Annotated in this window: 11 protein-coding genes; 8 read left to right on the top strand and 3 right to left on the bottom strand. The window is 70.2% G+C overall.

What is annotated here, in order from left to right:
* Positions 1–93: 93 nt before the first annotated feature.
* The 3 genes from gltX to NW895_RS32240 all read right to left on the bottom strand — a co-directional run bounded on the left by gltX (position 94) and on the right by NW895_RS32240 (position 2,670).
* Positions 94–1,578, bottom strand: coding sequence for a glutamate--tRNA ligase (gene gltX, locus NW895_RS32250; protein ID WP_289940094.1), 1,485 nt, complete (start codon positions 1,576–1,578; stop codon positions 94–96).
* A complete protein-coding gene (locus NW895_RS32245) occupies positions 1,562–2,338 on the bottom strand; it encodes a fumarylacetoacetate hydrolase family protein (protein ID WP_289940093.1) in 777 nt (258 codons plus the stop codon). Before NW895_RS32245 ends, gltX begins: the two co-directional genes overlap by 17 nt.
* A gap of 143 nt (positions 2,339–2,481) precedes the next feature.
* Positions 2,482–2,670 (bottom strand): hypothetical protein, encoded by a 189-nt coding sequence (locus NW895_RS32240; protein WP_289940092.1) that lies wholly within the window; start codon positions 2,668–2,670, stop codon positions 2,482–2,484.
* Positions 2,671–3,265: 595 nt separating this feature from the next.
* Here NW895_RS32240 and NW895_RS32235 point away from each other — a divergent pair.
* The 8 genes from NW895_RS32235 (at position 3,266) to NW895_RS32200 (ending at position 13,739) form a co-directional block, all read left to right on the top strand.
* On the top strand, positions 3,266–6,976 hold the full coding sequence (locus tag NW895_RS32235; RefSeq protein WP_289940091.1) for a nitrate- and nitrite sensing domain-containing protein: 3,711 nt from the start codon (positions 3,266–3,268) through the stop codon (positions 6,974–6,976).
* Positions 6,977–6,985: 9 nt separating this feature from the next.
* On the top strand, positions 6,986–7,399 hold the full coding sequence (locus tag NW895_RS32230) for a roadblock/LC7 domain-containing protein (RefSeq protein WP_037654657.1): 414 nt from the start codon (positions 6,986–6,988) through the stop codon (positions 7,397–7,399).
* A gap of 111 nt (positions 7,400–7,510) precedes the next feature.
* A complete protein-coding gene (locus tag NW895_RS32225) occupies positions 7,511–7,906 on the top strand; it encodes a DUF742 domain-containing protein (RefSeq protein ID WP_289940090.1) in 396 nt (131 codons plus the stop codon).
* Entirely contained in the window at positions 7,887–8,462 is a 576-nt protein-coding gene (locus NW895_RS32220) for an ATP/GTP-binding protein (protein WP_289940089.1), read from the top strand. The genes NW895_RS32225 and NW895_RS32220 overlap by 20 nt, the downstream gene beginning before the upstream one ends.
* Before the next feature lie 387 nt (positions 8,463–8,849).
* Positions 8,850–12,086, top strand: a complete 3,237-nt coding sequence (locus NW895_RS32215; protein WP_289940088.1) for a nitrate- and nitrite sensing domain-containing protein — start codon at positions 8,850–8,852, stop codon at positions 12,084–12,086.
* 10 nt (positions 12,087–12,096) lie between these two features.
* On the top strand, positions 12,097–12,510 hold the full coding sequence (locus NW895_RS32210; RefSeq protein ID WP_004983065.1) for a roadblock/LC7 domain-containing protein: 414 nt from the start codon (positions 12,097–12,099) through the stop codon (positions 12,508–12,510).
* A 94-nt stretch (positions 12,511–12,604) separates the two neighbouring features.
* Positions 12,605–13,177: a DUF742 domain-containing protein gene (locus NW895_RS32205; protein WP_289940087.1), complete on the top strand. Its 573-nt coding sequence runs from the start codon at positions 12,605–12,607 to the stop codon at positions 13,175–13,177.
* On the top strand, positions 13,158–13,739 hold the full coding sequence (locus tag NW895_RS32200) for an ATP/GTP-binding protein (protein ID WP_114255509.1): 582 nt from the start codon (positions 13,158–13,160) through the stop codon (positions 13,737–13,739). The genes NW895_RS32205 and NW895_RS32200 overlap by 20 nt, the downstream gene beginning before the upstream one ends.
* Positions 13,740–13,866: the final 127 nt, after the last annotated feature.

Raw genomic sequence — 13,866 nt, 5'->3', positions numbered from 1 at the left:
GACGGTAACGCGTGGGTGGCGGACGCGTCCGGGGAACGGCGAAGGGGCGGCACCCGGGTCCGGGTGCCGCCCCTCACGCGCGCGTGCGTCACATCACGCCGTCAGCTTGGCCAGCGCCGCGTCGATGCGGGCCAGCGACTTCTCCTTGCCCAGGACCTCAAGGGACTCGAAGAGCGGCAGACCGACCGTGCGGCCGGTGACGGCGACGCGGACGGGGGCCTGGGCCTTGCCGAGCTTCAGGCCGTGGACCTCGCCGGCGGCCAGGACGGCCTCCTTGAGCGACTCGGCGCTGGTCCAGTCGGCCGCGGAGAGCTTCTCGCGGGCCGTGCTCAGCAGCGCGTCGCTGCCCTCCTTCATGGCCTTGGCCCAGCTCGCCTCGTCCTCGACCGGCTCGGGGAGGAACAGGAAGTCGACGTTGTCCGTGATCTCCGAGAGGACCTTCAGGCGGGTCTGTGCGTGCGGGGCGATGGCCTGCCACTTGGCCTCGTCGAAGGCCTCCGGGGCCCAGGGGGCGAACGGGGCCTGCAGCCACGGGCGGCAGCGCTCGGTGAACTCCTTCACATCCAGCATGCGGATGTGGTCGCCGTTGATCGCCTCGCACTTCTTCAGGTCGAAGCGGGCCGGGTTGGGGTTCACGTCCTTGATGTCGAAGGCCGCGACCATCTGGTCCGTGGTGAAGATGTCCTGGTCGGCCGAGAGGGACCAGCCCAGCAGCGACAGGTAGTTGAGCAGGCCCTCGGGGAGGAAGCCGCGCTCGCGGTAGAGGTTCAGCGACGACTGCGGGTCCCGCTTCGAGAGCTTCTTGTTGCCCTCGCCCATCACGTACGGCAGATGACCGAACTCCGGGATCCGCTTCGCGATGCCGAGCTCGATCAGCGCCTTGTAGAGGGCGATCTGGCGCGGGGTCGAGGAGAGCAGGTCCTCGCCGCGCAGCACGTGGGTGATCTCCATCAGGGCGTCGTCGACCGGGTTCACGAGCGTGTAGAGCGGGGCGCCGTTGGCGCGCACGATGCCGTAGTCCGGCACGTTCTCCGGTGTGAACGTCAGCTCGCCGCGGACCAGGTCCGTGAAGGTGATTGTCTCGTCGGGCATGCGGAAGCGGACGATCGGGGTGCGGCCCTGGGCCTGGTACTCCTCGACCTGCTCGGGGCTCAGGTCCCGGCAGTGGCCGTCGTAGCCGGACGGCTTGCCGGCGGCGCGGGCGGCCTCGCGGCGGGTGTCCAGCTCCTCCTGGGAGCAGTAGCAGCGGTAGGCGTGACCGCCGTCCAGCAGCTTCTGCGCCACGTCCCGGTAGAGGTCCATGCGCTGCGACTGGCGGTACGGCGCGTGCGGGCCGCCGACCTCGGGGCCCTCGTCCCAGTCGAAGCCCAGCCAGCGCATCGAGTCGAGCAGCTGGTCGTACGACTCCTCCGAGTCGCGGGCCGCGTCGGTGTCCTCGATGCGGAAGACCAGGGTGCCGCCGTGGTGCCGGGCGAACGCCCAGTTGAACAGGGCGGTGCGGACCAGGCCCACATGGGGGTTACCGGTGGGCGACGGACAGAAACGTACGCGGACGGGTGCGCTAGCCACGCTTGACAACCTTGTTGGTGAGAGTGCCGATGCCTTCGATGGTGACGGCGACCTCGTCGCCGACGTTGAGGGGGCCGACCCCCGCGGGGGTGCCCGTGAGGATCACGTCGCCGGGGAGCAGCGTCATGGCCTCGGAGATGTTGACGATCAGATCCTCGATGGGGTGGATCATCTCGCTGGTCCGGCCGAGCTGGCGCTGCTGCCCGTTGACGGTGAGCTGGATGGTGAGGTCGGACGGTTCCAGGTCCGTCTCCACCCAGGGGCCGAGCGGGCAGGAGCTGTCGAAGCCCTTGGCCCTGGCCCACTGCTTCTCGCGCCGCTGGACGTCGCGGGCGGTGATGTCGTTCGCGCAGGTGTAGCCGAGGATCACGTCCCTGACGCGCTCGCGCGGGACCTCACGGCACATGCGGCCGATCACCACGGCCAGCTCGGCCTCGTGGTGGAGCTCCTCGGAGAAGGAGGGGTACTGGATCTCGTCGCCGGGGCCGATCACCGAGGTGGAGGGCTTGAAGAAGGCGAACGGGGCGTCGGGCACCTCGTTGCCCAGCTCCTTCGCGTGCTCGGCGTAGTTGCGGCCGAAGGCCACGACCTTGTTGGGGAGCACGGGCGGCAGCAGCCGGACCTTGCTCAGCGGGACCTTCGTGCCGGAGAGCTCGAAGTCCGCGAACGGGATGCCCTTGATGATGTCGAGGACGAGCTCGTCCGGCTTGTCGCCCTCGACCGCGCCGAAGGCGACGTTCCCGTCGATGGAGAACCTGGCGATGCGCACGGGTGCTTGGCCCCTTGACTGAGCTGGCTGGAGTCTGACGCTCCAGGCTAACGCGGCAGGGGGGCCGGGCCTCGCGCATTACGGCGCACAGGGGCGGGCCGCCTTGAGCAGGAGGCGGCCCGCGTGCGTACTACGGCGTACTACTACGCTGAGGCGGAGGTCTGGACGGGGACCTCCATGAGGACGGTGCGCTTGGGGTTCGCGGTCTGGGTGGGGAGCTCGACGGGGTGCTCCGGCTGCTCCGGCGTCTGCAGTTCGTCGGCGTCCTTCAGGTGCGCCAGCGTCGTGCGTCGCGGGTTGGCGATCTGGCGGAACATCATCGTCGTCTTCACGGTTGTACGAGACCCTGTCCTGTACGGGCGCCGGGAGGCCAGGCCTCCCACAAGGCGCGGGTTGTCGGTTTTGCCATCTCTGTAAAGCGTCAGGCTAAACATGCGATTCCCCGCGGAAGGCACGGAGGGCTCCCCATCCGCATGTGAGTTTGCTCACTTAACCATGGGTAAACCGGTCAATTCGGACCTGCGGCTCACCACCCCTAAACGGACATTGCCCCCCTGAAGCCATCATTCCGCTCCTGATCATGGCGACTGGGACACCTCTCGCACCCTCGCAACTCGCGGGTACATGTCCGTTTTGCGTGAGTGCTCTTTCTACCGCCGGTGACTCACCCCTCACGTCGTGTCACGTAGGTCACGGCATGGCCTACGGGCCTTGTTGGAGATCCGGCACTGTGCTGGAATTCCACGGACCGCCGCAGGATCGAGCCGGCGCACAGGGGGCGCACAGAGCGCCGAGTGGCGGCGAGAAGGGGGAGCCAGCGCCGGTCACCCATCGACCACCAGGGAGCGCGTTCAGGGCGTTCCCACCACGCCGACACCGTCCTTCCCTTCACCCGGAGGGACGCCTGGTCCAGAGGTTGCGACGCTAGTGCAGGGACGTTTCAAGAGGGATGGCAGCGCTTCGGCGGAGCCGGAGCCGCACGGCGGGACTGGCCCCATAAAGGGCAGCCCCTCCCCCCAGCACGCCCAGAACCCGGGCCCGGCCCCGTCCGGCGACGGCGGCGAGCGCCCCGGGCGCCCCGGCGCGTCGGCACCTTCGGGGGGTGCCGGCCCGGCGCCGGCGATGAAGCCGCCGAAGGGCCCGAGCGGCCCCGGCTCGCGAATAGCTCTGCGCAACTGGCGTATCTCCACCCGTCTGGTGTCGCTGCTCGCGCTGCCCGTGGTCGCGGCCACCTCGCTGGGCGCGCTGCGTATCAACCAGTCCATGGACGACATCCAGCAGCTCGACAACATGAAGCTGCTGACGGACATGACCAAGCAGGCCACCGAGCTGGCCGCCGCGCTCCAGGAGGAGCGCGACCAGTCCGCCGGTCCGCTGGCGCACGGCTCGAAGGCCAGCAACCTCACGGTGAAGGGCGACCGTGAGAAGACCGACCGGGCCATGAAGAACTTCCTGGACCAGTCGGAGGAGATCGACGCCGCCAGCAAGGACGGCAACCTCCAGGGCGTCCGGGACAGCGTGGTCGGCATCGCGCGGGACCTGATCGACCTCAACAAGATCCGCAGCACCGCCTACCAGCAGGAAGGCAACTCGACGCAGACGGTCGAGGCCTACCACCGCCTGATCACCGGTCTGCTCGACCTCTCGCAGGACATGGCGGAGGCGACCAGCAACCCCGAGATGATCCAGCGGACGCGCGCCCTGTCGGCCTTCTCGTCGGCCAAGGAGTACGCCTCCGTCCAGCGCGCCGTCCTCGCCGCGGCGCTGCCCCCGACCAACCGCACGGCCGGCGACCTCTCCGAGAACGACCGCCTCTACGCCCAGTCGGCGCTGCAGAGCCAGAAGTCCGATATCCGCGCCTTCACCAGCATCTACGGCGACGGTGCCGAGGAACTCCTCCAGCCCATCGAGGAGAACAACCCGACGATCGAGGCGACCGACACCTACGCCAGCCGCGCCCTCGCCAGCAAGGACGGCCTCGCCGGTCTGGACAAGCGCTCGTACCAGGACTGGCTGGACGACAGCTCCACCAAGATCCAGCAGATGAAGAACATCGAGCACACGCTGCTGGAGGACATGGAGCAGAAGGCCCGTGAGCTGCGCAGCGCCACCGAGCGTGACGCGATCATCTCCGGTGCCCTGATCCTGCTCGTGCTCGGTGTGTCGCTGGTCGGCGCCTTCGTCGTGGCCCGAGGCATGATCCGCTCGCTGCGCCGCCTGGAGGAGACCGCCACCAGGGTCGCCCAGGACCGCCTGCCCGAGCTGGTCAAGCAGCTCTCGGAGTCCGACCCGCAGGACGTCGACACCTCCGTGGAGTCGGTCGGCGTCCACTCCAAGGACGAGATCGGCCGGGTGGCCGCGGCCTTCGACGACGTGCACCGCGAGGCGGTCCGCCTCGCCGCCGAGCAGGCCCTGCTGCGGGGCAACGTCAACGCGATGTTCACCAACCTCTCGCGTCGCTCCCAGGGTCTGATCCAGCGCCAGCTGTCGCTGATCTCCGAGCTGGAGTCCCGCGAGGCCGACCCGGACCAGCTGTCCTCGCTGTTCAAGCTGGACCACCTCGCGACCCGTATGCGCCGTAACGGTGAGAACCTCCTCGTCCTCGCGGGTGAGGAGCCCGGCCGCCGGTGGACCCGTCCGGTGCCGCTGGTCGACGTGCTCCGCGCCGCCGCCTCCGAGGTGGAGCAGTACGAGCGCATCGAGCTGGCCGCCGTGCCGACCACCGAAGTGGCCGGCCGGGTCGTCAACGACCTCGTGCACCTGCTCGCCGAGCTGTTGGAGAACGCGACCTCGTTCTCCTCGCCGCAGACCAAGGTCAGGGTCACCGGTCACGCGCTGCCCGACGGCCGGGTGCTGATCGAGATCCACGACACCGGAATCGGTCTGTCGCCGGAGGACCTGGCCGCGATCAACGAGCGGCTCGCCTCGCCGCCCACCGTGGACGTGTCGGTCTCCCGCCGCATGGGTCTGTTCGTGGTCGGCCGTCTGTCGCAGCGCCACGGCATCCGGATCCAGCTGCGCCCGTCCGACTCCGGTGGCACTACCGCGCTGGTCATGCTGCCCGTCGATGTCGCCCAGGGCGGCAAGAAGCCGCAGCCGAAGCCCGGTCAGGGCGGTGGGTCCGGCGGTCCGGCCGCCGCGCAGGCCGCCGCCGGTGCGGCCGCGGCCCGGCGTGCCGCCGGCGCCGGCCAGAACGGCGGTTCCCTCGGTGCCGGCGCTCCGGCCGGCGGTGGCCGGCTCGGCGCCGGTCAGGGCCCGCGGGCCGCGCTGCCCGGGCGCGACGCGGGCGGCCGTCCCGGTGCGCCGGACGGAGCGCGCGGACCGCAGTCTCCCGCGGCACCCCAGCAGGGCCGGCCGTCCCCCGCGGGCGCCGGTTTCGGTCAGGCGCCGGGTGCCCCGCAGGGCCTGCAGGCCGCGGGCACGAGCGCGCCGCAGGACCAGGATCCCTTCGGGGGCGGCCGGGCTCCCGGCCTGGATCAGGCTCGCCCGCCGCAGCGCTCCGGCGGCGACGCCGAGCAGGGCGGCCGTCGTCCGCAGCTGCCGCCGCAGGGTGGCCCGCGGGCCGAGCTGCCCGGCGGCAACCCGCAGCCGCGCACGCCGAACTGGAGTGACGAGAACGCGCAGCCGCCGGTGCCGCGCGCCTCGCTGGACACCCCGCGCGGCCACGACGAGCAGGACCCGGCACAGACCTCCCGGATGCCGCGGTTCGACGACCGGCAGGGTCCGGGCTCCACCTCCGAGATCCCGCGGTTCGACGACCGGCAGGGTCCGGGCTCCACCTCCGAGTTCGCCCGCCCGGACTTCGACGCCGGCAGCCCGCAGAGCACGGGCCGGTTCGCCCAGCCCGGGGTGAACGGCCGGCAGCCCGCGGACCCGTTCGGCCAGGACGAGAACACCCAGCAGAACAACGGTCAGTTCGTCCGCCCGGACGTCTTCGGCGCGCCGAACGGACCGGGTGGCCCGGCGGCGCCGTCCACGACGGGCCGGTACGCGACCCCGCAGGACTACGACAACGCCTCCACGGGCCGGCACGCCCTGCCGGACCGGCTGGACCCGGCGCAGACCGGCCAGTTCGAGCGCCCGCAGGTCAACGGCACGCGTGGCGGGGCCGCCGACTTCGGGGCGCCGCGGCCTCCGGTTCCGCAGCAGCGTCCGGTCCGCCAGGAGCCCGAGGCCCTGCCTCCGGCGTCCGGTCCCGGTGACGGGCGTACGCCGCTGTACGACACGCTGGAGACCAACTGGTTCCGTGGCGGCCGTGGTGAGGACCAGGAGCAGCAGAGCAACAGCTCGGCTCCGGCCCCGCAGCAGCCGCAGGCCTCCTCGGGCCCTCAGCGTCCCGCCTCCGCCGCTTGGCGCAGCTCGCCGAACGACGACCTCGTCCGGCAGGCCGAGCGCGTCCGGCAGCCGGCCGCGGGCGGTGTCACCACCTCCGGCCTGCCGCGCCGGGTGCCCCGGGCGAACCTCGTCCCGGGCACGGCTCAGCAGCAAACCCACCAGAGCGGTCCGCAGGTCTCGCGCGCGCCCGACGACGTGCGCGGCCGACTGACCAATCTTCGTCGGGGTATCGCACAAGGTCGTCAGGCAGGCTCCGGTCAGACCGGCAGCTTCTCGCGGCCCACTCACCAGCAGGAGCGTTAGTTGAGCCCGATGAGCCAGGCGGCACAGAATCTGAACTGGTTGATCACGAACTTCGTGGACAACACACCGGGCGTGTCCCACACCGTCGTCGTGTCCGCCGACGGACTCCTTCTGGCGATGTCCGAAGGCTTCCCCCGTGACCGCGCCGACCAGCTCGCGGCCGTCGCCTCGGGGCTGACCTCGCTGACGGCCGGGGCCTCCCGGATCTTCGAGGGCGGCACCGTGGCGCAGACCGTGGTCGAGATGGAACGCGGGTTCCTGTTCCTGATGTCCATCTCGGACGGCTCGTCCCTGGCCGTGCTCGCCCACCCCGAGTGCGACATCGGCCTGGTCGGCTACGAGATGGCGCTGCTGGTCGACCGCGCGGGCGCGGTACTCACCCCCGACCTGCGCGCCGAGCTCCAGGGCAGTTTGCTCCACTGACAGTCCCCGGCACCACCTACATCACCAAAACACCGTCCGGCCGCCACAATCCCCCCACCGGCCCCGTCAGACGGCTTGATTGACCGACTTGCTGTCCCGCCCGGAGGATTCATGACCCCGCCCACCGCCTCTCATGATCCGTACGCGGAGCCGTACGAGGACGAGGGCGACCAGCCGCTGGTCCGTCCGTACGCGATGACCGGTGGCCGGACCAGGCCGCGCTATCAGCTCGCCATCGAGGCACTGATCAGTACGACGGCCGACCCGGCAGCGCTCATGGGACTGCTCCCTGAGCACCAGCGCATCTGCCACCTGTGCCGCGAAGTGAAGTCGGTCGCCGAGGTGTCGGCGCTGCTGAACATGCCGCTGGGCGTGGCCAGGATCCTCGTCGCGGACCTGGCCGAGGCCGGCCTCGTCGCCATCCACCAGCCGGGCGGCGACGAGAACACCGGCGCGCCGGACGTGACACTGCTCGAAAGGGTGCTCAGTGGACTTCGCAAGCTCTGACGGGGGCCGGGCGACCACCTCCGCGAAGATCGTGGTGGCCGGCGGCTTCGGCGTGGGCAAGACCACGTTCGTCGGCGCCGTCTCGGAGATCAACCCGCTGCGCACGGAGGCCGTCATGACGTCCGCGAGCGCGGGCATCGACGACCTCACCCACACCGGGGGCAAGACGACCACCACGGTCGCCATGGACTTCGGCCGTATCACCCTGGACCAGGACCTGATCCTGTACCTGTTCGGTACGCCGGGCCAGGACCGCTTCTGGTTCATGTGGGACGACCTGGTGCGCGGCGCCATCGGCGCGGTGGTGCTGGTGGACACCCGGCGCCTGGCCGACTGCTTCCCGGCGGTGGACTACTTCGAGAACAGCGGCCTTCCCTTCGTCGTCGCGCTGAACGGCTTCGACGGCCAGCAGCCCTATGCGCCCGAGGAGGTGCGCGAGGCGTTGCAGATCGGACCGGACACCCCGATCATCACCACCGACGCCCGGCACCGCGCCGACGCCAAGAGTGCCCTGATCACGCTGGTCGAGCACGCCCTGATGGCACGGCTGAGGTAGCAGTCAAGTCGGCAGCACCATACGGCAGTTGTCGTATATGTGACGGAGCCGACTGTGTCCTTTGACACGGTCGGCTCCGGTGTTCATAACGTTTCGGCAGAGGAATCGGGTGGTACGGCCACGCGTCGCGGTCAATTGGTGTCGCTGCGCGCACAAAGGCCCCGTCTTTTGGCGGGGCTCGCTCTTTATGACCGTTTTATCTGGGGCTTACATCACTCCGAATCATCGCGTTCCAGTGTTTGGAAGAGCGCAGGTCGTCGTGCTGGAATGCCTGAACTGCCCAATAGTCAAAGACGTACTCAGCGGTACTGCGTACTCAATGGCGTACTGGGCTCTGAGACACTGCGGCACAACGTTGGTGCCCGCCGCCGAGAGGTTGTTGGTCGAGTGAGGCGAAGCAAGAACAGTCCCGAGCCGTCGGCCCGGGGCAACTTCACCCCGCCGCCGCGCGCAGCGGCGCCCGCCCCCGTGCCCGGTTCGGAGCCAGCGGCCGCGCCCGCACCCAGCGGTGGCCGTCTCTCCCCGCGCAACTGGCGCGTGGCGACCCGGCTCAACGCGATCCTGCTCATACCCGTGCTGGTCGGCCTCGTCATGGGCGGCTTCCAGGTGAAGAGCTCGATCGACACCTGGCAGGAGGCCGAGGACGCGGAGAACACCGCGCGCCTGGTGCGGGCCTCCCTCACCTACGCCAACGCCCTCTACAACGAGCGCGACGTCACCGCCGCTCCCCTGCTGCAGGGCAAGGGCCAGCAGGACAAGACCGTCGTCGCCGCCCGCAAGGCCACCGACGACGCCGCCGACGCCTTCGACGCGGCCGCGCAGAACATGCCGGCGAAGGCCGGCCTGGAGCGCCGTCTGAAGCTGTTCCGCGACGAGGAGCCCAAGCTCCAGACGCTGCGCGCCGCCGCGTACACCACCCAGCTCACCGGTGTGAAGACCCAGGAAGGCTACGTCCAGGTCGCGCACCCCCTGATGGAGTTCGCCAACGAGCTCGGTCTGGGCACCGGCAACATCACCAGCTACGGCCGGACCGTCTACGCGATCTCGCTGACCAAGGCGGCGCTGTCGCTGGAGCGTTCCATCGGCATGCAGCTGCTGGTCAAGCCCGGCCCGGGCGACGGCAGCCTCGCCAGCCAGCGCGTCGCCCTCTCCTCCTACGCCTACCTGGAGGGCATCGCCGTCGAGGAGTACATCGGCGGTGGCACCGAGGCGGACGCGGCCAAGCTGAAGGCGGCCGAGACGCAGATCAGGGCCGACGGTGCGGCGATGGCCAGGGAGGCCAAGGCCAAGGACCCGAGCTACGTGCCGCCGCCCGAGAAGACCACCACGATGGTCTCGGAGCTCTCCCAGCTCGACTCCACCGACCCGAGCGCACGGGCCGCGCTGGCCGAGAAGGGCATCACCGCGCAGAACTGGTGGGCGGTCAACACCCTCAAGTTCGACGCCTACCGCAAGATCGAGGCCGACATGGCCGACGCGGCGGTGAACGAGGCCTCCACCATCGCCGACGACGCCCAGCGCGACGCCTACATCACCGGTGCCGCCGTCGTCGTCGCCCTGCTCGCCGCGTTCATCCTGGCCGGCATGGTGGCCCGCCAGATGAGCCGCTCGATGCGCCAGCTGCGCAACGCCGCCTTCGGTATCGCCGAGCAGCGCCTGCCGATGCTGGTCGACCAGCTCTCCCGCACCGACCCCGGCCGGGTCGACACCCGGGTGGCGCCCATCCCGATCGCCTCGACCGACGAGATCGGCGAAGTCGCCCGCGCCTTCGACCAGGTCCACCGCGAGGCCGTCCGGCTCGCCGCCGAGCAGGCCCTGCTGCGGGGCAACATCAACGCGATCTTCACCAACCTCTCGCGCCGCAACCAGTCGCTGATCGAGGGCCAGCTGACCCTGATCACCGACCTGGAGAACAACGAGGCCGACCCGGATCAGCTGGAGAACCTCTTCAAGCTGGACCACCTCGCGACCCGTATGCGCCGCAACGGCGAGAACCTCCTCGTCCTCGCGGGCGAGGAGCCCGGCCGCCGGTGGGACCAGCCGGTGCCGCTGATCGACGTGCTGCGCGCCGCCTCCTCCGAGGTGGAGCAGTACGAGCGCATCGAACTGCAGGGCGTCCCGGAGGCCGAGATCCACGGCCGGGCCGTGACCGACCTCGTGCACCTGCTGGCCGAGCTGCTGGAGAACGCCACCACGTTCTCCTCCCCGCAGACCAAGGTCCGCGTCACCGCGACCCGTCTCCCCGACGGCCGCGTGATGATCGAGATCCACGACAAGGGCATCGGCCTCACGGCCGAGGACTTCGCGGACATCAACCACAAGCTGGCCAACCCGCCGACCGTGGACGCCGCGATCTCGCAGCGCATGGGCCTGTTCGTGGTCGGCCGCCTGTCCGACCGGCACGGCATCCGCGTCCAGCTGCGCCCCTCCGGCGAGCAGGCCGGGACGACCTCGCTGGTCATGCTCCCCGACGCCATCACGCACGGCGGTGGCGGCGAGCAGCACATGGGCGGCGACGAGTTCACCGTCTCGCAGATCATCCCGGAGCAGAACTTCGGCGGCGAGGACTTCAACCAGCCGATGCGGACGGCCGCGGAGCTCGGCTTCGACGACAGCCGCTACGCCGAGGTCCCCGACGACATACGCGAGCTCGATCCCGTCGGCCGCTCCCTGATGCGCGAGGGGCGCCGTGCGGCCCTGGAGGCCCAGACACACGGCCAGCAGCCCCAGCAGACTCCCCAGGAGCCCGCGGAGCAGTCCGGGTACCCGGACCAGTTCTCCGCCCAGCAGGAGTACGACGGTGGCCGAACCGGCTACCAGGAGCTGCCCTCCTCGTACGACCGGCAGCCGACGTACGAGGAACAGCAGCAGATCGCGTACGAGGAGCAGCGGCCGCCGTCGTACGAGGACCAGTACTTCACGCAGAACACCGGCCTGCCGCAGGGCGATGGTTTCCCGTCGAACGGCGGCTACCCCGAGCCTTCGTATGCGGAGCCGGTGCAGGAGGAGCCCGCTCCGGCGGCTCCCGCTGCCCGGGAGAGCTTCCCTGCCTTCGAACAGCGGCGCCACCAGGACGACTGGCCGCAGCAGGACGGCTACCAGAACGGCTATCCCTCCGAGTACGCTCCGGAAACGGAATCTGCGCAGGCCGCTGACGCGACCGAGGCGGACCGCGTAGGCTTCGACCGTCCGGGACCGGCCGCCTCCGCCGCTCACGCACTGACCGACTCCGGGCTGCCCCGCCGCGGGTCCACCGCGACCGGCGCGACGGGCGGCGCGCGGCACGTGAACCAGGAAGCGCCGGCTTCCGCCCCGGAGAGCAACGGCGACAGCAGCTGGCGCTCGGCGAACGACCAGCGCTGGCAGCAGGCCGCTCAGCTCCGGAAGCCCAAGGCGGGCGGGGTCACCTCCTCCGGCCTGCCGCGGCGGGTACCCAGGGCCAACCTGGTCGAGGGTGCCGCCGAAACCACCCCCCAGGGAGGCCCACAGGTCTCCCGCGCTCCGGAGGACGTCCGGGGCAGGCTGAGCAACCTGCGCCGCGGCGTACAGCGAGGCCGCAACGCAGGCAGTGAAACGAACGGCCAGGGCTTCGGTCCTGACAGCACCTACAACCAGGAGCGTTAGTGTGAGCCCGATGAGCCAGGCGGCACAGAACCTGAACTGGTTGATCACCAACTTCGTGGACAACACCCCGGGGGTGTCCCACACGGTGGTGGTCTCCGCCGACGGACTCCTTCTGGCGATGTCCGAAGGCTTCCCCCGCGACCGAGCCGACCAGCTCGCGGCCGTCGCCTCCGGTCTGACGTCTCTGACGGCAGGCGCCTCCCGGATCTTCGAGGGCGGCAGCGTGAACCAGACGGTTGTGGAGATGGAGCGGGGATTCCTCTTCATCATGTCCATCTCCGACGGTTCGTCGCTCGCGGTTCTCGCGCACCCGGAGGCGGACATCGGTCTTATCGGGTACGAGATGGCCCTTCTGGTGGACCGAGCCGGTACGGTCCTGACACCGGACCTTCGTGCGGAGCTCCAGGGGAGCCTGCTCAACTAACGGGCGGACGGTGCGTTATTGCGCCCCGTGGCCGTAAGGTTTCGGGACGCGGCTCCACAGGGATGGGTGCCCGGCACAGTCGGAGGAGGAGAAAGTGGCAACACCCCCAGGCGGTTCGTCTTCGGGCAACTGGTCGTACGGGCCTGCCCAGGGTCCGAACGATGGTTCCCAGAACCGGTACAACTTCCCCTCCGCACCGAGCCACCGGCAGCCGTACGCGCCGCAGGGCCCCGGCCCGTCGCCGTACGACCAGCCACCGGCACCGCGCATCCAGCCCGTGCAGCCGCAGCGCCGCACCCCAGAGCCGGCGCCCGCCGGGGCGTCGAACAACCCGTTGGTGCGTCCGTACGCCATGACCGGCGGCCGGACTCGCCCGCGCTACCAGCTCGCCATCGAGGCGCTGGTGCACACCACTGCGCAGCCGCACCAGATGCAGGGCCAGTTGCCCGAGCATCAGCGGATCTGCAACCTCTGCCGTGAGATCAAGTCGGTAGCCGAGATCTCGGCTCTGCTCACGATCCCTCTCGGCGTGGCCAGGATCCTCGTCGCCGACTTGGCGGAGGCGGGACTGGTCGCCATCCATCAGCCCGGCGGCGACGAGAACGCCGGCGGCCAGCCAGACGTGACACTGCTCGAAAGGGTGCTCAGTGGACTTCGCAAGCTCTAGCGGCGGTCCTTCCCGCTCCACCACCTCCGCAAAGATCGTGGTGGCGGGCGGCTTCGGCGTGGGCAAGACCACGTTCGTCGGCGCCGTCTCGGAGATCAACCCGCTGCGCACGGAGGCCGTCATGACGTCTGCTTCGGCGGGCATCGACGACCTCACCCACACCGGGGACAAGACGACCACCACGGTCGCCATGGACTTCGGCCGTATCACCCTGGACCAGGACCTGATCCTGTACCTGTTCGGTACGCCGGGCCAGGACCGCTTCTGGTTCATGTGGGACGACCTGGTGCGCGGCGCCATTGGCGCGGTGGTCCTGGTGGACACCCGGCGCCTGGCCGACTGCTTCCCGGCGGTGGACTACTTCGAGAACAGCGGCCTGCCGTTCGTCATCGCCCTCAACGGCTTCGACGGCCAGCAGCCGTACACGCCGGACGAGGTGCGCGAGGCGCTGCAGATCGGCCCCGACACCCCGATCATCACGACGGACGCGCGCCATCGGGCGGACGCGAAGTCGACGCTGATCACGTTGGTGGAGCACGCCTTGATGGCGCGGCTGCGGTAGCGCTCCGCGGGTTTTCGCCCACGGCCCCCGTTTTCTCCGGTTGGAGGAGCGGGGGCCGTGAGCCGTTTCTGGGACGGACGTGGATGAGCGCGGAGGCGGCAGCAGGCGCGGCAGCTGTCGATGGCCG

It is taken from the genome of Streptomyces sp. S.PNR 29 (assembly GCF_030386795.1).
GTDB lineage: Bacteria > Actinomycetota > Actinomycetes > Streptomycetales > Streptomycetaceae > Streptomyces.
Note: the sequence above shows the minus strand (reverse complement) of the source record. Positions and strands in the feature narration are given on the sequence as shown.

Coding starts and splice junctions, on each gene's coding strand:
- NW895_RS32230 (WP_037654657.1), top strand. CDS start 6,986: ATGAGCCAGGCGGCACAGAATCTGAACTGGTTGATCACGAACTTCGTG.
- NW895_RS32225 (WP_289940090.1), top strand. CDS start 7,511: ATGACCCCGCCCACCGCCTCTCATGATCCGTACGCGGAGCCGTACGAG.
- NW895_RS32210 (WP_004983065.1), top strand. CDS start 12,097: ATGAGCCAGGCGGCACAGAACCTGAACTGGTTGATCACCAACTTCGTG.